Raw genomic sequence first — 21,580 nt, forward strand, 5'->3', positions numbered from 1 at the left:
GCGGCGTCCGGTGCGTGCTCTCGGCGTGCCGGCCGGATGCCCTCGTACCGGGTGTACTCGGGCTTCCGGCCGGTGCGGCGAGAGTGCGTGCCGGGCGCCGCGACGCAGGCGTGACTTTGCGGACACGACCTAGCCGTCCGACGGGCTCGGGCCGTCGTCGCCGGCGGGCGGCGGGGACGAGCTCGGCGGGTCGGAAGGCGTCGGGTCGGACGGGCCGGATGACGGCGGGGACGAGGGCGACGGCGGCGGACTGGACGGCGGGTCGGTGTGGGCCGGGGCCGACGGGCTCGGGTCGGGGGCGGGCTTCGACGGCGGGGCCGAGGGGCCGCTGGGCGCGGTGCCGTAGCCGTCGATCGTGACCACGGCGCCGGCCGGTGCGACCGCCACCTGGGCGTGCCAGCGGCCGGACGGCTCGCGCAGCCGGTCGACGTACACCTTGATCGTGAAGGTCTCGCCGGGCCGGAGCGTTCCCGCGGACCGGCTGAAGTAGAGCCAGGACGCCGAGGTGGCCGCGGACCAGCGGACAGGTCCCGAGCCGGACGCGGTGAGCGTGATCAGCGTGACGTCGCCGTGGGTGCGCGCGCCGACCGCGAGCTCGCCCGCGCCCTTCCCGGCGCCCCCGCCGACGCTGACGACCTTCACGGAGACGTCCGCCGTGCCCTTCTCGGCCGGGGCGCCGGGCGGCTTCACCCGGGCGTTCCCCGCGTTCTCGTAGCCGCCGCCGGTGTCGCCGCCGAACGCGTCGGGCCCCTGCGCCTCGCGCGCGGGACCCCCCGGGCGGCCGTCCTCGCCGCCCACCGGACCGCCACGGTAGGCGGCCCACAGGGCGAGCACGGGGGCGGCGACCACGGTGGCGACGACGGTCGTGGTGACGGCACGCGCCCGGAGGCGGTCGCGGCGGGCCGCGCGGTCCTTGGGGTCCATCGGGAATCCGCGCCGGTCGAAGCGCGGCACGGCCGCGCCACGCGCGCGCGGGTGGTGTGCCAGGGCGACGTGCAGGGCCGCGCGGGGCGCCTGCAGAACCGGCAGTTCGGCCGGGGTGACCGCGGCACCGGGCCAGCGGCCGGGGACGGCGCGCTCGGCGGTGCGGCGGCAGCGGGGGCAGTCGTCGACGTGCCGGACCAGCTCGCGGCGCAGGGTCGTGCTGAGGACCAGCCGGCTGTCCCCGGTGAGATGGGCCACGCTCGGGCAGCCGCCGGTCTCGACCACGGCGAGCGCGGCGCGGGTGCGCTCGACCTCGCAGGCCGCGGAGGCCAGCAGCTCACGCGCGGCGGCGGGCGCCATGCCGAGGACGGCGGCGACCTCGGGCGCCGCGAGGTGGTGGCGGACGGCGAGCTCCAGGGCCTCGCGCTGCTCGGGGGAGGTGCCGGCCGCCTCCGGCCAGGCGAGCAGGGCGAGTTCACCGCGCCGCTGCTCCAGGACCTCCGGGGCCACGGGCGGATCGGCCTGTCGCTTCGCGGCGGCCGGGCGGCCCGACGCGTGGGTGGCCTGACGTTTCTGCCGGGCCTCGGCGAGCCCGCGCAGGCACGCCCAGCGGGCCAGCGCGTACAGCCAGGCCCGCTGGTCGACGGCCTCCGGGACGCGCTGTCCGCGCCGCTCGGCCAGCGCCAGGACGTCCCCGAGGGCGGCGGTGGCCGCGTCGTGGTCGCACAGCACCGACAGGCAGTAGGTGAACAGACCGTCCAGGTACGGCTCGTAGCGCGCCGGCGGCCGCTGCGCGAGGGTGCGCGCGGCGGCTCGGTCGCGCGCCTCCCGGTGCGTCCGATGTGCGCCGGTGGTGCGGGTCGTCGTCTCCGGACTGCTGCTCGTCACCCGTGCGACCGTAGGCGGCGGCGCAGTGCTCCTTCCGGCACCTTGAGCTCTTTTAATTCGTACGGGTGAAACGATCCCTCATAAGGGGACAGGAACCTTTCGTTCCACGGCCCGGACCCGACAGGCCGTGACCGGGTGACGGGCCGCTCCCGGACGGTCCGCGCAGGCGCTGTCAGTGCCGCGGGCTACGGTTTCCGCATGGCTGCCCGTACCAAGACCACCAAGGACCGACCGTCCTACCGCTGCACCGAGTGCGGCTGGCAGACCGCCAAATGGCTCGGCCGCTGCCCGGAGTGCCAGGCCTGGGGCACGGTCGAGGAGTACGGCGCGCCCGCGGTCCGTACGACGGCCCCGGGCCGGGTCACCAGCTCCGCGCTGCCCATCGGCCAGGTCGACGGCCGGCAGGCCACCGCCCGCACGACCGGCGTGCCGGAGCTGGACCGGGTGCTCGGCGGCGGTCTGGTGCCCGGCGCGGTGGTGCTCCTCGCGGGCGAGCCCGGCGTCGGCAAGTCCACCCTGCTGCTGGACGTGGCCGCCAAGTCGGCCAGTGACGAGCACCGCACCCTCTACGTGACGGGTGAGGAGTCGGCGAGCCAGGTGCGGCTGCGCGCCGACCGCATCGGCGCCCTGGACGACCACCTGTACCTGGCCGCCGAGACCGATCTCTCGGCCGTGCTCGGCCACTTGGACGCGGTGAAGCCGTCGCTGCTGATCCTGGACTCGGTACAGACGGTCGCCTCACCCGAGATCGACGGCGCGCCCGGTGGCATGGCCCAGGTGCGGGAGGTGGCCGGCGCCCTGATCCGCGCCTCCAAGGAGCGTGGCATGTCCACCCTGCTGGTGGGCCACGTCACCAAGGACGGCGCGATCGCGGGTCCCCGGCTGCTGGAGCACCTGGTGGACGTCGTGCTGCACTTCGAGGGCGACCGGCACGCCCGCCTGCGCCTGGTGCGGGGGGTGAAGAACCGCTACGGCGCCACGGACGAGGTCGGCTGCTTCGAACTGCACGACGAGGGCATCACCGGACTCGCCGACCCGAGCGGACTGTTCCTGACCCGCCGTGCCGAGCCGGTCCCCGGCACCTGCCTGACGGTCACCCTGGAGGGCCGCCGCCCGCTGGTGGCGGAGGTGCAGGCGCTGACCGTGGACTCCCAGATCCCCTCTCCGCGCCGGACCACCTCGGGCCTGGAGACCTCCCGGGTGTCGATGATGCTCGCGGTGCTGGAGCAGCGCGGGCGGATCAGCGCGCTCGGCAAGCGGGACATCTACTCCGCGACGGTGGGCGGAGTGAAGCTCTCGGAGCCCGCCGCCGACCTGGCGATCGCCCTCGCGCTCGCCTCGGCCGCCAGCGACACCCCCCTGCCCAAGAACCTCGTCGCCATCGGCGAGGTGGGCCTCGCGGGCGAGGTCAGACGGGTCACGGGCGTGCAGCGCAGGCTGGCCGAGGCGCACCGGCTGGGCTTCACGCACGCGCTCGTACCGGGTGATCCGGGCAAGGTCCCGGCCGGGATGAAGGTCCTGGAAGTCGCCGACATGGGGGACGCGCTCCGGGTGCTGCCGCGCTCCCGTCGCCGAGAGGCCCCACGGGAGGCGGAGGACCGCCGGTAGACTTTGCCCAGGTCTCGCCCGTCCGTACGAACCGAGTGCGCACGACGGCGGCGCCCCAGAACCTGCGACCGGAGGAGTGCAGTGGCAGCCAACGACCGGGCAGCAGCTCCCGGAAAGTCCGGTGGGAGCGCCGGCTCCGATCGCCTGATGCGCGCCTCGCTGAGCGCCGTGGCTCCCGGCACGCCCCTGCGTGACGGCCTGGAGCGGGTCCTGCGCGGCAACACCGGCGGACTCATCGTCCTGGGCTCCGACAAGACCGTCGAGGCGATGTGCACCGGCGGCTTCGTCCTGGACGTGGAGTTCGCCGCGACGCGGCTGCGGGAGCTGTGCAAGCTGGACGGCGGCATCGTGCTCTCCTCCGACCTGTCGAAGATCCTGCGGGCCGGCGTGCAGCTCGTCCCGGATCCGACGATCCCGACGGAGGAGACCGGCACCCGGCACCGCACGGCGGACCGGGTCTCGAAGCAGGTCGGCTTCCCGGTGGTCTCCGTCTCCCAGTCCATGCGGCTGATCGCCCTCTACGTCGACGGCCAGCGCCGCGTCCTGGAGGACTCCGCCGCGATCCTCTCCCGCGCCAACCAGGCCCTGGCCACCCTGGAGCGGTACAAGCTCCGCCTGGACGAGGTCGCGGGCACGCTGTCGGCGCTGGAGATCGAGGACCTGGTGACGGTCCGGGACGTGTCGGCGGTCGCCCAGCGTCTGGAGATGGTCCGGCGCATCGCCACCGAGATCGCCGAGTACGTGGTGGAACTCGGCACCGACGGCCGTCTTCTCGCGCTCCAGCTGGAGGAGTTGATCGCCGGTGTGGAGCCCGACCGCGAACTGGTCGTCCGGGACTACGTCCCCGAGCCCACGGCGAAGCGGTCCCGCACGGTGGACGAGGCGCTCGCGGAGCTGAACGCCCTGACCCACGCGGAACTCCTCGAAATGGGCACGGTGGCGAGGGCGCTGGGTTACACGGGCTCCCCCGAGACCCTCGACTCCGCGGTGTCCCCGCGCGGTTTCCGGCTGCTGGCGAAGGTGCCGAGGCTGCCGGGGGCGATCATCGACCGCCTGGTGGAGCACTTCGGCGGGCTCCAGAAGCTGCTCGCCGCGAGCGTGGACGACCTCCAGACGGTGGACGGCGTCGGCGAGGCCCGGGCGCGAAGCGTCCGCGAGGGCCTGTCCCGGCTGGCCGAGTCGTCGATCCTCGAGCGCTACGTCTGAGCCGGTACGTCTGAGCGGAGCGCGGCACCGCCGCCGTGCGCCCCGTGCCGGTGCCGGCCCGGGCGCGTCCCGCCTGCCCTTGCCGGCGGACGCCGGGCGTCAGTCGGCCGACAGCACGAACGAGGCCCGCGCCTTGGCGAACCCCGGCGCCTTGGCCTCCAGCAGATAGGTTCCCGCCTTCGCCGCCCCCGCCGGAGGCGTGGCGCACTCCGGCGCACTGGGCTTGCGGTCCCACTTCACGGTGTACGTGATGCTCTGGCCCGCGCCCACCCGGAACAGCAGGCTCGCCGCGCCCTTCGGGCAGTCGGCCGACGACCAGTACGCGTCGTCGCCCTCCGCCGGCGTGACGGTCAGCACCGCCTTCTTCGGCCCGAGATCGACCTTGCAGTCGCCGGACGAGGTGTTCTTCGCGACGAGTTCGAACTCCGGCGTCTGGTCCGGCGAGTAGGAGTTGTGCACGCTGCGCAGGGTCAGCGTGACCGCGCCGGGTGCGCACTCGGGCAGCGAGGAGGACGCGGGCAGCGCGTCGCCGGTCCCGACCCCGCCGCCGCCCGCCGCGGAGCCGCCGCCCGAACCGCCCTCCGCGCCGGAGCCGCCGTCCGACCCCGCGGAACCGGAGCCGCCCTTGTCGTCCGAGCCGGAGCCGCCGGAGCCGGAACCGCTCCCGCCGGCGTCCCCGCCGCCCGACTCGTCACGTCCGCCCGGGTGTTGGCTGTAGGCCGGCCCGGACGAGGAGGGACCCGGCGTGATGGTGGACGCGGGATTCTTGCCGTTCGGCCCGCCGGCGCCGTTCCTGCCGCCCCCGCCGCCCGACGTCACGATCCAGGCGATCAGCAGCGCCAGCAGGGCGAGAACGGACAGCATTAGCACCCTCCGTCGCCAGTAGATGGAGGAGGGAAGCGGCCCGACCGGATTGCGCAGAGATCCCACGGCGCAAACTGTACGAGAGATCACCGCTCCCGCTCGCGCCACCCGCCGCCCGGACGACAACTTTTCCGGATCATCATCCCGGCAACTGCCGCGGATGAAAGGCTTCTTCACTCACCGCTACGCGACGCGACGCTCCGCGACCGCGCCGTCACGGGCCACAGCACGCCGAGGCGTGGCAGGATCGGAAGGCCATGACTGAGAAGCTTCACGCCCCCGTGATCGCCTGGTTCGACTCCCACGCCCGCGACCTCCCCTGGCGCCGCCCGGATGCGGGCCCCTGGGGCGTGATGGTCAGCGAGTTCATGCTGCAGCAGACCCCGGTGAGCCGGGTGCTCCCCGTGTACGAGCAGTGGATCGAACGCTGGCCCCGCCCCGCCGATCTCGCCAAGGAGGCTCCCGGAGAGGCGGTGCGCGCCTGGGGCCGGCTCGGCTACCCGCGCCGGGCCCTGCGCCTGCACGGCGCGGCCGCGGCCATAACGGAACGGCACGGCGGTGACGTGCCGACGGATCACGCGCAACTGCTGGCGCTCCCCGGGATCGGCGAGTACACGGCGGCCGCGGTGGCCTCCTTCGCGTACGGGCAGCGCCACGCGGTGCTGGACACGAACGTGCGCCGGGTCTTCGCGCGCGCGGTGACGGGTGTGCAGTACCCGCCGAACGCCACCACGGCCGCGGAGCGGCGGCTGGCCCGGGAGCTGCTGCCGGAGGAGGAGGGGACGGCCGCGCGCTGGGCCGCCGCCTCCATGGAGCTGGGCGCGCTGGTGTGCACCGCGAAGAACGAGGGCTGCCCGCGCTGTCCGATCGCCGCGCAGTGCGCGTGGCGGCTCGCGGGCAAGCCGGAGCACGAGGGCCCGCCGCGCCGCGGCCAGACGTACGCGGGTACGGACCGTCAGGTGCGCGGCAAGCTCCTCGCCGTACTGCGGGAGGCGCACGCGCCGGTGCCGCAGGCGGCGCTGGACCGGGTCTGGCACGAGCCGGTGCAGCGCGCCCGCGCGCTCGACGGGCTCGTCACGGACGGTCTGGTGGAGCCGCTGCCGGGCGGTCTGTACCGGCTGCCGCTGACCTGACGCACGGCCAAGTCACAGCCGACCGGGGCTCGTTACGACGCGATCCGGCGGACGAAACGTTGAATAGCCGGACATAAACATCACGTTCCTTACCCCGGACCTACTTCCGTTACACAACCGACGGACAGCCGATTGCCGGCCGCAGGCTGCTCCGCACAGCCCCGTGACAACCGCTCCGTAGCTTTCTTCCCGTGCCCGACGGACCAACGGGCAGGCAGCACGGCGGGACTTCAGGCACGGGGCCGGAGTACACGGGGAACGGAGGCGGTCGATCATGGCGCAGGGTGAGGTGCTCGAGTTCGAGGAGTACGTCCGCACCCGGCAGGAAGCGCTGCTGCGCAGCGCCCGCCGGCTGGTCCCGGACCCGGTCGACGCCCAGGACCTGCTGCAGACCGCCCTGGTACGGACTTACGGGCGCTGGGACGGCATCGCCGACAAGCGGCTCGCGGACGCCTATCTGCGCCGGGTGATGATCAACACCCGGACCGAGTGGTGGCGGGCCCGCAAGCTGGAGGAGGTCCCCACCGAGCAGCTCCCGGAGTCCTCCGTGGAGGACGCCACCGAGCAGCACGCGGACCGGGCCCTGCTGATGGACATCATGAAGGTGCTCGCACCGAAGCAGCGCAGTGTCGTGGTGCTGCGACACTGGGAGCAGATGTCCACGGAGGAGACGGCCGCCGCCCTCGGCATGTCCGCGGGTACGGTCAAGAGCACGCTGCACCGGGCGCTCGCCCGGCTCCGCGAGGAGCTGGAGGCCCGCGATCTGGACGCACGCGCGCTGGAGCGTGAGGAGCGGGAGCGTTGCGCGGCCTGACCGAGGCCGGGCCCGAACGGGCCCCAGGCAGTTCAATGGCGGTGATCGCGGCGGCGGCCTCGGTCACCGCCCTCGGCCTTTTCGCCGCCGCCTGCGGCACCGGGGGGACCGGCGCGCGGGACGAGGGACCGGCGCACGCCTCCGCGGTGGCGGGCGCCGTAGCCTCCCCGCCGCCCAGTCCGTCCGACTCCTACCGGCGGGTGGACGCGGTGGCGCTGCTGCGGCACGACCCCGCGGTCTCGGCCTCGGTCAAGCGGGACCTCAAGCCGTGCAACGGCGACGACTACCCGGTGGACGTCTCCTACGGGGACCTGACCGGCGGCGCCGTGAGCGACGTCGTCGTCAATGTGCTGACCTGCGCGGACGCGGTGGGTGTCGGGTCGTACGTGTACCGGGACGAGAACGGCGCGTACAAGAACGTCTTCCGCTCCGAGGAGTCCCCGGTCTACGCGGAGATCGTCGAGGGCGTCCTGACCGTGACCAAGCAGGTGTACCGCAGGGGCGACCCGATCTCGCGCCCGTCCGGTGAGGACGTCATCCCCTACCGGTGGCGGTCGGGGCGCTTCGCCCAGGGGAAGCCCGTCCACAACGACTACAGCAAGTCCGTCGGCGGGGGCGCGACGCCCCCGCCGGACAACTGACCGACCACAAGCACACGAGGACTGAGAGCACCGGGATGGCAGACCAGACCCACGTCCTGTTCGTCGAGGACGACGACGTCATCCGCGAGGCCACCCAGCTCGCCCTGGAGCGGGACGGCTTCGCGGTGACCGCCATGCCCGACGGACTCTCCGGGCTGGAGTCGTTCCGGGCGGACCGGCCCGACATCGCGCTGCTCGACGTCATGGTCCCGGGCCTGGACGGAGTCAGCCTGTGCCGTCGCATCCGGGACGAGTCGACGGTTCCGGTGATCATGCTCTCGGCACGCGCCGACTCCATCGACGTCGTCCTCGGCCTGGAGGCGGGCGCCGACGACTACGTGACCAAGCCGTTCGACGGTGCCGTGCTGGTCGCCCGGATCCGCGCGGTGCTGCGCCGCTTCGGGCACGCCGGCGGGGCCGCGCCCGGCTCCGGGGCCGCGGCGGACCTGAACGGCGGCCCGCTGGTCTTCGGCGAGCTGGAGATCGACACCGAGGGCATGGAGGTGCGCCGGGCCGGAAGCCCGGTGGCGCTCACCCCGACCGAGATGCGGCTGCTGCTGGAGTTCTCCGGCGCGCCCGGCACCGTGCTCTCCCGCGACAAGCTGCTGGAGCGGGTCTGGGACTACGGCTGGGGCGGGGACACCCGGGTCGTCGACGTCCATGTGCAGCGGCTGCGCCAGAAGATCGGCCAGGACCGGATCGAGACGGTCCGCGGGTTCGGCTACAAGTTGAGGGCCTGAGCGGAGCGGGAGATGCGGGGGATCATTCGGCGCCCGATGCGGCGCGTGGAGCGGGCGGGGCTGCGGACCGGGCTGAGATGGAAGCTCAGCGCGGCGATCGCGCTGGTCGCCGGTCTGGTGGCGATCGCGCTCAGCCTCGTCGTGCACAACGCGGCCCGGGTCTCCATGCTGGACAACGCCCGTGACCTGGCCAACGCCCGGGTCCAGATCGCGCAGCGCAACTACGAGCTGGGCGGACGGCCGAACTTCCCGAGCATCAAGATCGACGACCCGGAACTGCCGCCCCCGCTGCGCGACAAGGTGAGCGAGGGCCGCCGCGCCAGCTACGTCAGCGACCGCGGCACCGGCCCGGACATCTGGGCGGCCGTGCCGGTCAAGGACGGGCACGTGCTGTCCCTGCACAGCAACTTCCCGGACCGCTCCACGGACGTGATGAAGGACCTCGACCAGGCGCTGGTCATCGGCTCCATCGCGGTCGTGCTCGGCGGCAGCGCGCTCGGCGTGCTGATCGGCGGGCAGCTCTCGCGGCGGCTGCGCAAGGCGGCGGCCGCGGCGGGGCAGGTCGCCAAGGGGGAGACGGACGTACGGGTGCGGGAGGCCATCGGCGGGGTCGTACGGGACGAGACCGACGACCTCGCGCGCGCGGTGGACGCCATGGCTGACGCGCTGCGGCAGCGCCTGGAGGCCGAGCGGCGGGTGACCGCCGACATCGCGCACGAGCTGCGCACCCCGGTGACGGGCCTGCTGACGGCCGCCGAGCTGCTGCCGCCGGGGCGCCCCACGGAGCTGGTCCTGGACCGGGCGAAGGCGATGCGCACCCTGGTCGAGGACGTGCTGGAGGTGGCCCGGCTGGACGGGGCCTCCGAGCGGGCCGAGCTGCAGGACATCATGCTGGGCGAGTTCGTCGCCCGGCGGGTCGCGGCCAAGGACCCGGACATCACCGTACGGGTGGTGCACGAGTCGGAGGTCACGACCGACCCGCGCCGTCTGGAGCGGGTGCTGTTCAACCTGCTGGCCAACGCCGCCCGGCACGGCAGGCCGCCGGTGGAGGTGACCGTCGAGGGCCGGGTCATCCGGGTCCGCGACCACGGTCCCGGCTTCCCCGAGGGCCTGCTCGCCGAGGGGCCGAGCCGCTTCCGCACCGGCAGCAGGGACCGCGCGGGCCAGGGCCACGGCCTGGGCCTGACCATCGCCGCCGGCCAGGCCCGGGTGCTGGGCGCGCGGCTGACCTTCCGCAACATTCGCCCGGCCGGGGCCCCCGGACACGTCCCCGCGGAGGGCGCGGTGGCCGTCCTGTGGCTCCCGGAGCACGCCCCCACCAACACCGGCAGCCATCCCATGCTGCCGCTGTCCGGCGGGCGTTAGGGCGCTCTCCGTACCGGCCGGGGCGGCGGCCGCGGCCGGCCGGCGCCCGTCGGCCCGGCACGGCGAAGGCCCCCGGGGCGGACACCGCCGGGGGCCTTCGGACCGGGAGGGGCTCAGACGGCCTCGGTCACCTCGGGCTTCTGGGGACCGCCCTTGAGCGGCACCTCCTTCACGAACAGCGCCGCGATCAGCACGACCACCGCGATCACCGAGCCCAGCAGGAACGCCGAGTGCGTGCCGGCGGACACCGCGTGCTGGTAGGCCTCCCGCGCCTGCGCCGGGAGCTTCGCCAGGCTCGCCGCGTCGAGCTGCGCCGACCTCTGGGTGACCTTGGAGCCCAGGGCGCCGGCCTTCTCCGACATGACGTCCTGCACCCGGTGGTTGAACAGCGCGCCCATGACGGCCACTCCGAAGGAGGAGCCGAGGGTGCGGAACAGGGTGGTGGACGAGGACGCCACACCCATGTCCTTCATCTCCACGCTGTTCTGCGCCACCAGCATGGTGATCTGCATCAGGCAGCCCATGCCCGCGCCGAGCACGGCCATGTAGACGCCGGAGGTCAGCCGCGTGGTGTCGGTGTCCATCAGCGACAGCAGGTACAGCCCGACGATCATCAGCACGCCGCCGGCGATCGGGAACACCTTGTAGCGGCCGCTGTTGGTGGTGACCCGGCCGGCCACCATCGAGGTCACCAGCATCGAGCCGAGCATCGGCAGGAGCAGCAGACCGGAGTTGGTCGCGGAGGCGCCCTGGACCGCCTGCTGGTACAGCGGCAGGAAGAGGGTGGCGCCGAACATCACGAAGCCGGTGATGAAGCCGATGACCGACATCAGGGTGAAGTTGCCGCTGCGGAAGATGTGCAGCGGCAGCACCGGCTCGGCGGCCCTGGTCTGCCAGAACACGAACCCGACCAGCGCGGCCACGCCGATGCCGATCAGCTCCATGATCCGCGCGGAGGTCCAGGCGTACTCGGTGCCGCCCCAGGTGGTGACGAGCACGATGGAGGTGATGCCGACGGTCAGCAGGACGACGCCGAGGTAGTCGATGCCCGCCTTGGAGCGCTTCCTGGGCAGGTGCAGCACGGCGCTGACCAGCGCGAGCGCGACGGCGCCCAGCGGCAGGTTGATGTAGAAGGACCAGCGCCAGCCCCAGTTGTCGGTGATGGTGCCGCCGACCAGCGGGCCGCCGATCATCGCCAGCGCCATGACTCCGGCCATCATGCCCTGGTACTTGCCGCGCTCCCGCGGCGGAATCAGGTCACCGATGATCGCCATGACGCCGACCATCAGACCGCCGGCGCCGAGGCCCTGCACGGCACGGAAGCCGATCAGCTGGCCCATGTCCTGGGCCATGCCGCTGAGCGCGGAGCCGATCAGGAAGATCACGATCGAGCTGAGGAAGGTGGCCTTGCGGCCGAACATGTCACCGAGCTTGCCCCAGATCGGGGTCGCCGCCGCGGTCGCCAGGGTGTAACCGGTCACCACCCAGGACAGGTGCTCCAGGCCGCCGAGCTCACCGACGATCGTCGGCATCGCGGTGCCCACGATCATGTTGTCGAGCATCGCGAGCATCATCGCGATCATGAGCGCGAGCAGCACCACGCGCACGCTCCTGGGCTGCTTCTCCTGCGATTTCTCCGGTTGCCCGGGCTGCTTCCGGTCCGTCGCGACCGCTTGTGTGTCCGCCATCTCTCCCACTCCCCCCGACGGCCACTTACTTGCCGCCCGGCTAGTTCACTACACTGGGGAAGGTAGACCCGTCACTAGCCGGGCGTCAAGTAAGTTTTGCGGGAGCGCGAGGAGTACGAGGATGGGCGGCACCATGGACGGCAGCAAGCAACAGCGCCGCGGCAACACCCGCCAGCGCATCCAGGACGTGGCGCTCGAACTCTTCGCCGAGCAGGGCTACGAGAAGACCTCCCTGCGGGAGATCGCCGAGCGTCTCGACGTCACGAAGGCGGCCCTGTACTACCACTTCAAGACGAAGGAAGAGATCATCGTCAGCCTCTTCGAGGATCTGACGCAGCCGATCGAGGACCTGATCGAGTGGGGCCGCAGCCAGCCGCACACGCTGGAGACCAAGCAGGAGATCGTGCGGCGCTACAGCCGGGCGCTGGCCGGCGCGGAACCGCTCTTCCGGTTCATGCAGGAGAACCAGGCGACGGTGCGGGAACTGCGCATCGGCGAGTCCTTCAAGGACCGGATGCGCGGCCTCAGGGACATCGTCATCGACCCCGAGGCCCAACTCGTCGACCAGGTCCGCTGCGTGAGCGCGCTGTTCACGCTGCACGCGGGGATGTTCGTGATGCAGGACCTGGAAGGCGACTTCGAGAAGAAGCGCGCGGCCGTCCTCGAAGTCGCCGTGGGTCTCGTCACGCAGGCGCATCAAGGCGCCCACGGGGAACGGTAGATCAGACCTTCAGGCCGTGGGCCTTCAGGAAGTCCACCGGGTTGACCGCGGAACCGTAGTTCGGGGTGGTCCGGATCTCGAAGTGCAGGTGCGGGCCGGTGGAGTTGCCGGTGCTGCCCGAGAGGGCTATGTGCTGACCGGTCTTCACGACCTGGCCGACCTTGACGTCGATCCGGGACAGGTGCGCGTACTGCGAGTACGTGCCGTTGCCGTGCTTGATGACGACGGCGTTGCCGTAGGCGGGGCCGTCACCGGCGCCGTTGGGGCCGGCCTTGACGACGGTGCCGCCGTGCGCGGCGAGAACCTCGGTGCCGGTCGGGACGGCGAAGTCCTGACCGCTGTGCTTGTGCGCCCAGTGGCTGCCGTCCTGCATGAAGCTGGCGGACAGCGTGTACTTCTTCACCGGGTCGACCCAGGAGGCGGCCGACGGGGTGGCCGCGCTCGCGACCCCGGTCCCCACCACGGCCGTGGCGCCGATGCCGGCAGCCAGGACGGCCACGCGGGTGCGGAGCGAGGACGTACGCGAAGAACGGGACGTGAAGCGCTGGAACATCGAAACCTCGTGGACTAGGGAACGTGGGGGCCGTGCGACGTACAGGCGTTCGCCGCTTCGGCCATTCATTGGTAACCCACCACCTCAGTCCGCCACAAAGCCCTGCTTCTACGTCGGTACGTAGTAGAAGGCGTCAAAAACACCTACTTCTTGACAGACTCAGACTCTTCGGACATCACCCCGCCTGACCTGCGATTCCCCTCCCTCGACAGCGGGGAAATGCCCTAGTTTGTCCCGGTAGGGAATGGCACTAACCCGGGTAGTACCGGGCATATCCCCTGTGCGGCTTGTCACCGCCCAGAGGGCTTCTGGGGCCCCTGAATGTGACGCGCGCTACTCGCCCACCCGGTACGGAAGTTGGCGATTCGCGGCGGATCCGGGACCTGGCACTCCGTCAGCCGACCCCGGGCGGACCGCGAAATGTGACGCAGACCCCTGTACGACTACCGTTCAGTAACCCTACGGTTCCTCTCGCGCCACCCTCAGCACTGATCATGCCCCTGACAGTCAACCGTTCTGACCGTTCAGTACGGACGTGAGAGGACCCCCACCGATGACCAGACGCCCCTGGGCGCGCCGTATGTCCGTCACCGCCGTCTCCGTGGCCGCGCTCGCCGCGCTGGCCTCGCCCGCCGAGGCGGCGACCGCGAGCGGCTCCTCCGCGAAGGTCGACCACGCCACCTGGCAGAAGGACTGTCAGACCGTGATGGACCAGGCCCTTCCCTACCTGAAGGACCGCATCGCCGCCGCCAGGCCCGGTGAGAAGCAGGCGATCGTCTTCGACATCGACAACACCACCCTGGAGACCGACTTCGGCTTCAGCTACCCGCAGCCGGCCAACAAGCCCGTCCTGGACGTCGCCCGGTACGCCCAGGAGCACGGCGTCAGGCTCTTCTTCGTGACCGCCCGCCCGGGCATCCTCTACTGGCCGACCGAGTACAACCTCGAACACGACGGCTACGACGTCTCCGGCCTGTACGTGCGCGGGCTGGTCGACCTCTTCAAGGACGTCGCCGCCTACAAGACCGCCCAGCGCGTGGACATCGAGAAGCAGGGCTACACGATCGTCGCGAACATCGGCAACAGCGCCACGGACCTCTCGGGCGGCCACGCCGAGAGGACGTACAAGCTGCCGGACTACGACGGCCAGCTGTCCTGACGACGGAGAAAAGGGGCTGCCCCGGGACCGTGGTCCCGGGGCAGCCCCTTTTCCCGTCCGTCGTACCCCGGAGGGTTACGCGTCCTTGCTCAGGTTCGGCCCGGCGCCGCCGGCCGCCTGCTCGATCGGCGGGACGTCGGGCAGCGCCGACTTCTCCTCGCCGCGGAAGGTGAAGGTCTGGGAGTCGCCCTCGCCCTCGGTGTCCACGACCACGATGTGACCGGGACGCAGCTCGCCGAAGAGGATCTTCTCCGAGAGCGTGTCCTCGATCTCGCGCTGGATCGTGCGGCGCAGCGGCCGGGCGCCCAGCACCGGGTCGTAACCCTTCTTGGACAGCAGCTCCTTGGCGGTCTGGGACAGCTCGATGCCCATGTCCCGGTCCTTCAGGCGCTCGTCCACCTTGCTGATCATCAGGTCGACGATCCGCAGGATGTCCTCCTGCGTCAGCTGCGGGAAGACGACCACGTCGTCGACGCGGTTGAGGAACTCGGGACGGAAGTGCTGCTTGAGCTCGTCCGACACCTTGTTCTTCATGCGCTCGTAGTTGGACTTCGTGTCGCCCTGGGCCGCGAAGCCCAGGTTGAAGCCCTTGGAGATGTCCCGGGTGCCGAGGTTGGTCGTCATGATGATGACCGTGTTCTTGAAGTCCACGACCCGGCCCTGGGAGTCGGTCAGACGACCGTCCTCCAGGATCTGCAGCAGCGAGTTGAAGATGTCCGGGTGGGCCTTCTCGACCTCGTCGAACAGGACGACGGAGAACGGCTTGCGGCGCACCTTCTCGGTGAGCTGGCCGCCCTCTTCGTAGCCCACGTAGCCGGGGGGCGAACCGAACAGACGCGAGACCGTGTGCTTCTCGCTGAACTCCGACATGTCGAGGGAGATCAGCGCGTCCTCGTCACCGAAGAGGAACTCGGCGAGGGCCTTGGACAGTTCGGTCTTACCGACACCGGACGGACCGGCGAAGATGAACGAACCACCGGGGCGCTTCGGGTCCTTCAGACCGGCGCGCGTACGGCGGATCGCCTTCGACAGCGCCTTGACGGCGTCGACCTGGCCGATGACCCGCTTGTGGAGCTCGTCCTCCATGCGGAGCAGACGCGAGGACTCCTCCTCGGTCAGCTTGAAGACCGGGATGCCGGTGGCGGTCGCGAGGACCTCGGCGATCAGCTCGCCGTCGACCTCGGCGACGACGTCCATGTCGCCGGCCTTCCACTCCTTCTCCCGCTTGGCCTTGGCGGCCAGGAGCTGCTTCTCCTTGTCGCGCAGGGAGGCGGCCTTCTCGAAGTCCTGCGAGTCGATCGCGGACTCCTTGTCCCGGCGGACGCCGGCGATCTTCTCGTCGAACTCGCGCAGGTCCGGCGGCGCGGTCATCCGGCGGATGCGCATCCGGGAGCCGGCCTCGTCGATCAGGTCGATCGCCTTGTCCGGCAGGAAGCGGTCCGAGATGTAGCGGTCGGCCAGGGTGGCCGCCTGCACCAGCGCCTCGTCCGTGATGGAGACACGGTGGTGGGCCTCGTACCGGTCGCGCAGACCCTTGAGGATCTCGATCGTGTGCGGCAGGGACGGCTCGGCGACCTGGATGGGCTGGAAGCGGCGCTCGAGGGCCGCGTCCTTCTCCAGGTGCTTGCGGTACTCGTCCAGGGTGGTGGCACCGATGGTCTGCAGCTCACCGCGGGCCAGCATCGGCTTCAGGATGGAGGCCGCGTCGATGGCGCCCTCGGCGGCACCCGCACCGACCAGCGTGTGCAGCTCGTCGATGAACAGGATGATGTCGCCGCGGGTGCGGATCTCCTTGAGGACCTTCTTCAGGCGCTCCTCGAAGTCACCGCGGTAGCGGGAGCCGGCGACCAGCGCGCCGAGGTCCAGGGTGTAGAGGTGCTTGTCCTTGAGGGTCTCGGGCACCTCGCCCTTGACGATGGCCTGGGCGAGGCCCTCGACGACGGCGGTCTTGCCGACGCCGGGCTCACCGATCAGCACCGGGTTGTTCTTGGTACGGCGGGACAGCACCTGCATGACCCGCTCGATCTCCTTCTCGCGCCCGATGACCGGGTCGAGCTTGGACTCACGAGCGGCCTGGGTGAGGTTCCGGCCGAACTGGTCGAGGACCAGGGACGTCGAGGGGGTGCCCTCGGCAGGGCCGCCGGCGGTGGCGGTCTCCTTGCCCTGGTAACCGGAGAGCAGCTGGATCACCTGCTGCCGCACCCGGTTGAGGTCTGCGCCCAGCTTGACCAGGACCTGGGCGGCGACGCCCTCGCCCTCACGGATCAGGCCGAGCAGGATGTGCTCCGTGCCGATGTAGTTGTGGCCCAGCTGAAGGGCCTCGCGGAGCGAGAGCTCCAGGACCTTCTTGGCACGGGGAGTGAAGGGGATGTGGCCGGACGGGGCCTGCTGGCCCTGGCCGATGATCTCCTCCACCTGCTGGCGGACCGCCTCAAGCGAAATGCCGAGGCTCTCCAGGGCCTTAGCGGCGACACCTTCGCCCTCGTGGATGAGACCCAGGAGGATGTGCTCGGTGCCGATGTAGTTGTGGTTGAGCATCCGGGCTTCTTCCTGAGCCAGGACGACAACCCGCCGCGCGCGGTCGGTGAACCTCTCGAACATCGTTAATCGCTCCTCAGAGCGGTCAGGCAGTGGGGGGAACTTCCCCTCCCTGTCCTTCCGCAGCTTAGTCCCGCAAGCGGGGACCGCTCATTCCAACTGCCGACACCGTCGATGGCCTCCTGACCCCGAACGCCGACATCTGTCCCAACCCGATGGTGCGAGACGATGTTCCCGCAGGCCAGGCAGTTACCCCAGTCGCCAGTACGCCGATGGCGAACGTGAGACCGCCCGTCCTGCGTGTCGCCCCCTCCCACTAGGCATGTCTTACCCGCTGGGACGGACACTCCATGCCGGGCCCACCGGTTCCCTCCGCTATGGGCGAACAACCTTGCGGCTGCCCGAGGCCTTGCGCGCCCCCATTTCCCGCACCGTGCGCGACGGGCGGAGCGCCCAGCGTAACCAGGGGCCCGGTCCTGCGGTTGCACCCGGCATGGCTGGCTCGGTCCCCGTGACCTCATCGGTCCCCCTTCCCCGTCGTCCGCTCGATCCGGTGCCGCCCGGTCCGCGGGCGGGCGGGGTGCCGGACGGCCCGGAGAGCGGGGCCCGGCACTGGTACGAGAACGAACTGGGGTGGCCGACCGTGCCCGGGCGGCCGCCGATGCTGGTCACCGGGGTGCGCTTCGACGTCCTGGACGTGCCGGCCGAGGCGGGCACCCGTGCGCTGCGCCACCTGGGGCCGGGTTCCCCGGTGGCCCTGTGGGGCGGACGGATGCGGCTGCTGGTGGCCGCGGGCAGCGCGGAGGAGCTGCCGGGGCTGCTGGAGTGGCTGGAGTGGCGCGGGATCGCGCTCGATCTGCGGGCGCTGGGCGCCGGCGGCCTCATGGAGGCGCCTGCGCGGCCCGGAGCGGCCCGCTCAGGGGCGCTGCCGCCGGAGCGGGATCCCGCCGCCGGGCACGGCTCCGGTCCGGTACAGGGGGCCGCCGTATGGCTGCGGCCCCCTGGGCCGGGGGGTGAGGCCGAGGCCTCGCTGCCGGCGCTGCCGGCCGTGGGGGGCCCGACAGGCGCCCCCGATCTCGTACGAGTGGTGGACACGCTGGCGACGCACTGCCACCGCGTCCGGCTGCGGCGCGCGGACACGCGGCCGCCCGCCTGCTTCGGAAATCAGCCGTTGGCCTTCTCGTAGGCCTCGCGAATGGACGCGGGAACACGGCCGCGGTCGTTGACCTCGTAACCGTTCTCCTTCGCCCAGGCGCGGATCGCCGCCGTGTCCTGGTTGCCACCGGAAGCGGCACGCGCCTTTCCGCGTCCGCCCGCGGCACGGCCTCCGGTACGACGACCGCCCTTCACATAGGGGTCGAGAAGGCCACGCAGCTTGTCCGCATTGGTGGTCGTGAGATCGATCTCGTAGGTCTTGCCGTCCAGTGCGAACGTAACCGTCTCGTCCGCCTCGCCGCCGTCGAGGTCGTCGACAAGAAGGACCTGAACCTTCTGTGCCACCGGATTTCCTTTCATCGATAACGTTGAGGGCCAGGGTCTCTGCGGCGCCCGCCGTTTCGCCGCCCCTGTTATATGCAGTACTGCAGTACGTCGGAAAGCAAACCGCTTTTGCCGTAAAAACACAAACCCCCGGGAGAGACCCGAGGCCCCGCCGCGGCCCGGAAACATGCGCGTTTCGGACATAGGGCACCGCGGCAATGACGATCACAGATGCAGAAGCATCCGGCTGTTGCCCAAGGTGTTCGGTTTCACTCGTTCGAGACCGAGGAACTCCGCGACGCCCTCGTCATAGGAACGCAACAGCTCCGCGTAGACATCGGTGTCCACCGGCGTCTCACCGATCTCCACGAAGCCGTGCTTCTGGAAGAAGTCGACTTCGAAGGTCAGACAGAAAACGCGGCGAACGCCGAGCCAGCGCGCGGTCTGCAGCAACTTCTCCAGCAAGTGGTGCCCCACACCGGCGCCCTTGAGGCCCGGCTTCACCGCGAGAGTGCGGACTTCGGCCAGGTCTTCCCACATGACGTGCAGCGCTCCGCAGCCGACCACCTCGGCGTTGTCGTCGCGTTCCGCGACCCAGAACTCCTGGATGTCCTCGTAAAGGGTGACCATGGCTTTGTCGAGCAGGATGCGGTCACGGACGTAGGCGTCGAGGAGGTGACGCACGACCGGGACGTCGCTGGTCCGGGCCCGCCGGACGGTGATGGCTTTCGCGGGGACTTCGGGACGTTCTGCGGACATGAGCGGACGCTATCGCCCGGAGCTGTCTCCCGCCGCGCCGGGGTTGTGCTCTTCCGGAGCTTCGCGGGGTTCCGCCGCTTCCCGCGCTTGTGCGGCTTCCGGCGCTTGTGCGGTTTCCGGTCCCTGGACGATGCGTACGGCGTCGCTGAGGGCCTGGCGCTGTTCCTCGCTCATCATCCCGAAGAAGGCGACGAGAGCGGCGGCCGGGTTGTCGCTCTGCGACCAGGCGTCGTTCATCAGCGCGGCGGCGTAGGCGGCGCGGGTGGAGACGGCCTCATATCGATAGGCCCGCCCTTCCGCCTCGCGGCGCACCCAGCCCTTCTGATGGAGATTGTCCAAAACGGTCATCACGGTGGTGTACGCGATGGACCGTTCCTGCTGGAGGTCTTCCAGGACTTCTCGAACGGTCACCGGGCGGTTCCACTTCCACACCCGCGTCATGACCGCGTCTTCGAGTTCTCCCAATGGGCGAGGCACAGCTCAGAACAATAGTGGGAGATTCCGCCGAAGGCCCGCCGGACGTGCGCTTAGGCCGCCAAAGCGAACAAAAAGGGCGCACGACTCGGAAAGCACCGGGGTGCGGGGAGTCGTACGCCCTGACGGGATCGGGCCGGTGGGGCGGCTCAGGCTTCGCCGGCGGGGGTCCGGCGGGCGCCGTCCGCGCCGGAGAGGGCGGCGTCGACGGCCGCGTCCTCCTTGGCCTTGGCGGCCCCGCCCTGGGTCTTCACGATCACCCTGACCACACCGATGAAGAACACGGCCATGACGACCGGGGGAACGAGCGCGGCGACGTAGTCCATGACACCAGGGTAGCCACGCGGGCAGGGACGGAAGGGGCGGGGTGGGCGGCCGGGGGGGTCAGCCGGCGGCGAGCTGCCGCGACTGCGCCGGGCCGGCGGGCGGCGCGGGCGGCGCGGGCGGCTTGCGGCGCGGGAAGACCTCGCCCGGTGTCGGGACGGGGCGTTTCGTGGCGGGCTCCCCCGACGGGCGTTCGGCGGGCCGCCCGGGAGGAGTCTGGCCGGGCTTCTGGGCGGGCTTCTGAGCGGGTTCCTCCTGCCCCTCGGCCGCCCGGGCCACGTCCTCCCGCGCGCCGCCCGTGAGGGCCGTCAGGCGCGTCCTGGAGGGCGGCACGGCGGGTGCCGGGACCTTGCGGGCGCCCTGCGCGAAGCGGGCCCGTACATCCTGCTCGGCCAGCGACCGGCAGCGCTCCAGCAGGGCCGCGCCCCGCGGGTTCCCGCGCAGCGCCCGCAGGGCCGCCAGATCGTCCGGAACCGGCCGGTACCCGGAGCCCAGCACCTCCTCCAGCAGGGCGAGGTAGCCGGCCGCCGTGCCCGGCAGGGCGGCGCGGTACCGGTCGAGGTCGGCCACCAGAAAGGCGCGCAGCCGGGCCGCCTCGCGCATCGCCTCGTCCAGGGAAGCGGCGAGCCGGAAGCAGTCCTTGACGTCCTCGGCGGACGCTCGGCCGGGGTGAAGGGCGAGGGCGAGGGCACGCCGGAGCACACGCAGCTCCTGCGCGCCGAACGCCATGCCGCCGCGGGATCCGTATGGCGTGGGCATGCGGCGACGCTACCGCTAATCGGACAAAAGTGACGGATCAGGGCGTTGTGTCGCCGCGTGTCGTCGTCCGGTTTCCCCCGACCGGTGTCACCCGAGCGTGTGAACGGCGAGAACCGGCGCCCCACCGGGCGCCGGCCGTCTCACAGCCGTGACACGTTCCGTTCGTAGACCAGGCGCAGGCCGATCAGGGTCAGCCAGGGCTGGTGCTCGTCGATAACCGAGGACTCGCCCAGCACCACCGGCGCGAGGCCGCCGGTGGCGATCACCGTGACCTGGTCCGGGTCGTCGGCCAGCTCCCGGGCCATCCGGCTCACCACGCCGTCGACCTGGCCGGCGAAGCCGTACACGACGCCCGACTGCATGGCCTCGACGGTGTTCTTGCCGATCACGTTCCGCGGCCGGGCCACCTCGATCTTCCTCAGCTGCGCCGCCCTGATGCCGAGGGCCTCCACCGAGATCTCGATGCCGGGCGCGATGACCCCGCCGACGTACTCCCCGCGCGCGGAGACCGCGTCGAAGGTGGTCGCCGTACCGAAGTCGACGACGATCGCCGGGCCGCCGTACAGCTCGTTCGCCGCGACCGCGTTGATGATCCGGTCGGCGCCGACCTCCTTGGGGTTGTCGAACTGGATCGGCACCCCGGTCTTCACGCCCGGCTCGACCAGCACCGCCGGCACGTCGCCGTAGTAGCGGCGGGTGACCTCGCGCAGCTCGTGCAGCACGGACGGGACGGTCGCGCAGATGGCGATGCCGTCGATGCCGTCGCCCAGGCCGTCGCCGAGCAGCGGGTGCATGCCCATCAGGCCCTGCAGCAGGACCGCCAGTTCGTCCGCGGTGCGGCGCGCGTCGGTGGAGATGCGCCAGTGCTCGACGATGTCCTCGCCGTCGAACAGGCCGAGCACGGTGTGCGTGTTTCCGACATCGATCGTGAGCAGCATGGGCG

General features: G+C 71.4%; 21 protein-coding genes. 10 read left to right on the plus strand and 11 right to left on the minus strand.

Annotated elements, in window-relative coordinates:
• Positions 1 to 129 precede the first annotated feature (129 nt).
• Positions 130 to 1,812 (minus strand): BACON domain-containing protein, encoded by a 1,683-nt coding sequence (locus ACWCPN_RS04105; RefSeq protein WP_451202293.1) that lies wholly within the window; start codon positions 1,810 to 1,812, stop codon positions 130 to 132.
• A gap of 198 nt (positions 1,813 to 2,010) precedes the next feature.
• Here ACWCPN_RS04105 and radA point away from each other — a divergent pair, with 198 nt between their 5' ends.
• On the plus strand, positions 2,011 to 3,420 hold the full coding sequence (gene radA, locus ACWCPN_RS04110) for a DNA repair protein RadA (RefSeq protein WP_451202294.1): 1,410 nt from the start codon (positions 2,011 to 2,013) through the stop codon (positions 3,418 to 3,420).
• Between the two features lie 81 nt (positions 3,421 to 3,501).
• The gene (gene disA, locus ACWCPN_RS04115) at positions 3,502 to 4,626 is read left to right on the plus strand and encodes a DNA integrity scanning diadenylate cyclase DisA (protein ID WP_143629513.1); all 1,125 of its coding nucleotides are present in this window, start codon (positions 3,502 to 3,504) and stop codon (positions 4,624 to 4,626) included.
• 99 nt (positions 4,627 to 4,725) lie between these two features.
• On the opposite strand, the gene ACWCPN_RS04120 is transcribed toward disA, so the two are convergent.
• Positions 4,726 to 5,556: a hypothetical protein gene (locus ACWCPN_RS04120; RefSeq protein WP_451202296.1), complete on the minus strand. Its 831-nt coding sequence runs from the start codon at positions 5,554 to 5,556 to the stop codon at positions 4,726 to 4,728.
• A 191-nt stretch (positions 5,557 to 5,747) separates the two neighbouring features.
• Between ACWCPN_RS04120 and ACWCPN_RS04125 the strand changes: the two genes are divergently transcribed.
• From ACWCPN_RS04125 to cseC, 5 genes are all read left to right on the plus strand, one after another.
• Positions 5,748 to 6,623 carry an A/G-specific adenine glycosylase gene (locus tag ACWCPN_RS04125; protein WP_451202298.1) on the plus strand — a complete coding sequence of 292 codons (876 nt, stop codon included), beginning with the start codon at positions 5,748 to 5,750 and terminating at the stop codon, positions 6,621 to 6,623.
• Positions 6,624 to 6,897: 274 nt separating this feature from the next.
• On the plus strand, positions 6,898 to 7,437 hold the full coding sequence (locus tag ACWCPN_RS04130; RefSeq protein ID WP_199211452.1) for a SigE family RNA polymerase sigma factor: 540 nt from the start codon (positions 6,898 to 6,900) through the stop codon (positions 7,435 to 7,437).
• Between the two features lie 35 nt (positions 7,438 to 7,472).
• A complete protein-coding gene (locus ACWCPN_RS04135; RefSeq protein ID WP_451202300.1) occupies positions 7,473 to 8,078 on the plus strand; it encodes a hypothetical protein in 606 nt (201 codons plus the stop codon).
• A 35-nt stretch (positions 8,079 to 8,113) separates the two neighbouring features.
• A complete protein-coding gene (cseB, locus tag ACWCPN_RS04140; RefSeq protein ID WP_451202302.1) occupies positions 8,114 to 8,818 on the plus strand; it encodes a two-component system response regulator CseB in 705 nt (234 codons plus the stop codon).
• Positions 8,819 to 8,830: 12 nt separating this feature from the next.
• The gene (cseC, locus tag ACWCPN_RS04145) at positions 8,831 to 10,183 is read left to right on the plus strand and encodes a two-component system sensor histidine kinase CseC (protein ID WP_365121111.1); all 1,353 of its coding nucleotides are present in this window, start codon (positions 8,831 to 8,833) and stop codon (positions 10,181 to 10,183) included.
• Positions 10,184 to 10,296: 113 nt separating this feature from the next.
• Here cseC and ACWCPN_RS04150 read toward each other — a convergent pair whose 3' ends face one another.
• Complete coding sequence (locus ACWCPN_RS04150; RefSeq protein WP_451202303.1) at positions 10,297 to 11,871, minus strand: MDR family MFS transporter; 1,575 nt, start codon at positions 11,869 to 11,871, stop codon at positions 10,297 to 10,299.
• Positions 11,872 to 11,992: 121 nt separating this feature from the next.
• Here ACWCPN_RS04150 and ACWCPN_RS04155 point away from each other — a divergent pair, with 121 nt between their 5' ends.
• The gene (locus ACWCPN_RS04155; protein WP_451202304.1) at positions 11,993 to 12,592 is read left to right on the plus strand and encodes a TetR/AcrR family transcriptional regulator; all 600 of its coding nucleotides are present in this window, start codon (positions 11,993 to 11,995) and stop codon (positions 12,590 to 12,592) included.
• A gap of 1 nt (position 12,593) precedes the next feature.
• Here ACWCPN_RS04155 and ACWCPN_RS04160 read toward each other — a convergent pair whose 3' ends face one another.
• Positions 12,594 to 13,145: a M23 family metallopeptidase gene (locus tag ACWCPN_RS04160; RefSeq protein WP_199211448.1), complete on the minus strand. Its 552-nt coding sequence runs from the start codon at positions 13,143 to 13,145 to the stop codon at positions 12,594 to 12,596.
• Between the two features lie 553 nt (positions 13,146 to 13,698).
• Here ACWCPN_RS04160 and ACWCPN_RS04165 point away from each other — a divergent pair.
• Positions 13,699 to 14,304 (plus strand): HAD family acid phosphatase, encoded by a 606-nt coding sequence (locus tag ACWCPN_RS04165; protein ID WP_451202306.1) that lies wholly within the window; start codon positions 13,699 to 13,701, stop codon positions 14,302 to 14,304.
• 75 nt (positions 14,305 to 14,379) lie between these two features.
• Here ACWCPN_RS04165 and ACWCPN_RS04170 read toward each other — a convergent pair whose 3' ends face one another.
• The gene (locus tag ACWCPN_RS04170) at positions 14,380 to 16,905 is read right to left on the minus strand and encodes an ATP-dependent Clp protease ATP-binding subunit (protein WP_451202308.1); all 2,526 of its coding nucleotides are present in this window, start codon (positions 16,903 to 16,905) and stop codon (positions 14,380 to 14,382) included.
• A 430-nt stretch (positions 16,906 to 17,335) separates the two neighbouring features.
• Between ACWCPN_RS04170 and ACWCPN_RS04175 the strand changes: the two genes are divergently transcribed.
• Positions 17,336 to 18,028, plus strand: a complete 693-nt coding sequence (locus ACWCPN_RS04175) for an SCO3374 family protein (protein ID WP_451202310.1) — start codon at positions 17,336 to 17,338, stop codon at positions 18,026 to 18,028.
• Here the strand turns inward: ACWCPN_RS04175 and ACWCPN_RS04180 are convergent.
• The 6 genes from ACWCPN_RS04180 to ACWCPN_RS04205 all read right to left on the minus strand — a co-directional run bounded on the left by ACWCPN_RS04180 (position 18,007) and on the right by ACWCPN_RS04205 (position 21,575).
• On the minus strand, positions 18,007 to 18,342 hold the full coding sequence (locus ACWCPN_RS04180) for a histone-like nucleoid-structuring protein Lsr2 (protein ID WP_199211446.1): 336 nt from the start codon (positions 18,340 to 18,342) through the stop codon (positions 18,007 to 18,009). The genes ACWCPN_RS04175 and ACWCPN_RS04180 overlap by 22 nt on opposite strands.
• A gap of 204 nt (positions 18,343 to 18,546) precedes the next feature.
• The gene (locus ACWCPN_RS04185; RefSeq protein WP_451202312.1) at positions 18,547 to 19,080 is read right to left on the minus strand and encodes an amino-acid N-acetyltransferase; all 534 of its coding nucleotides are present in this window, start codon (positions 19,078 to 19,080) and stop codon (positions 18,547 to 18,549) included.
• Positions 19,081 to 19,089: 9 nt separating this feature from the next.
• A complete protein-coding gene (locus ACWCPN_RS04190) occupies positions 19,090 to 19,521 on the minus strand; it encodes a BlaI/MecI/CopY family transcriptional regulator (protein WP_451202994.1) in 432 nt (143 codons plus the stop codon).
• A 182-nt stretch (positions 19,522 to 19,703) separates the two neighbouring features.
• Complete coding sequence (locus ACWCPN_RS04195; RefSeq protein WP_199211444.1) at positions 19,704 to 19,880, minus strand: hypothetical protein; 177 nt, start codon at positions 19,878 to 19,880, stop codon at positions 19,704 to 19,706.
• A gap of 58 nt (positions 19,881 to 19,938) precedes the next feature.
• Positions 19,939 to 20,607 carry a hypothetical protein gene (locus tag ACWCPN_RS04200; RefSeq protein ID WP_451202997.1) on the minus strand — a complete coding sequence of 223 codons (669 nt, stop codon included), beginning with the start codon at positions 20,605 to 20,607 and terminating at the stop codon, positions 19,939 to 19,941.
• 170 nt (positions 20,608 to 20,777) lie between these two features.
• Complete coding sequence (locus ACWCPN_RS04205) at positions 20,778 to 21,575, minus strand: type III pantothenate kinase (RefSeq protein WP_199213608.1); 798 nt, start codon at positions 21,573 to 21,575, stop codon at positions 20,778 to 20,780.
• Positions 21,576 to 21,580 lie beyond the last annotated feature (5 nt).

The sequence above is a fragment of the Streptomyces sp. NPDC002386 genome, assembly GCF_053593175.1.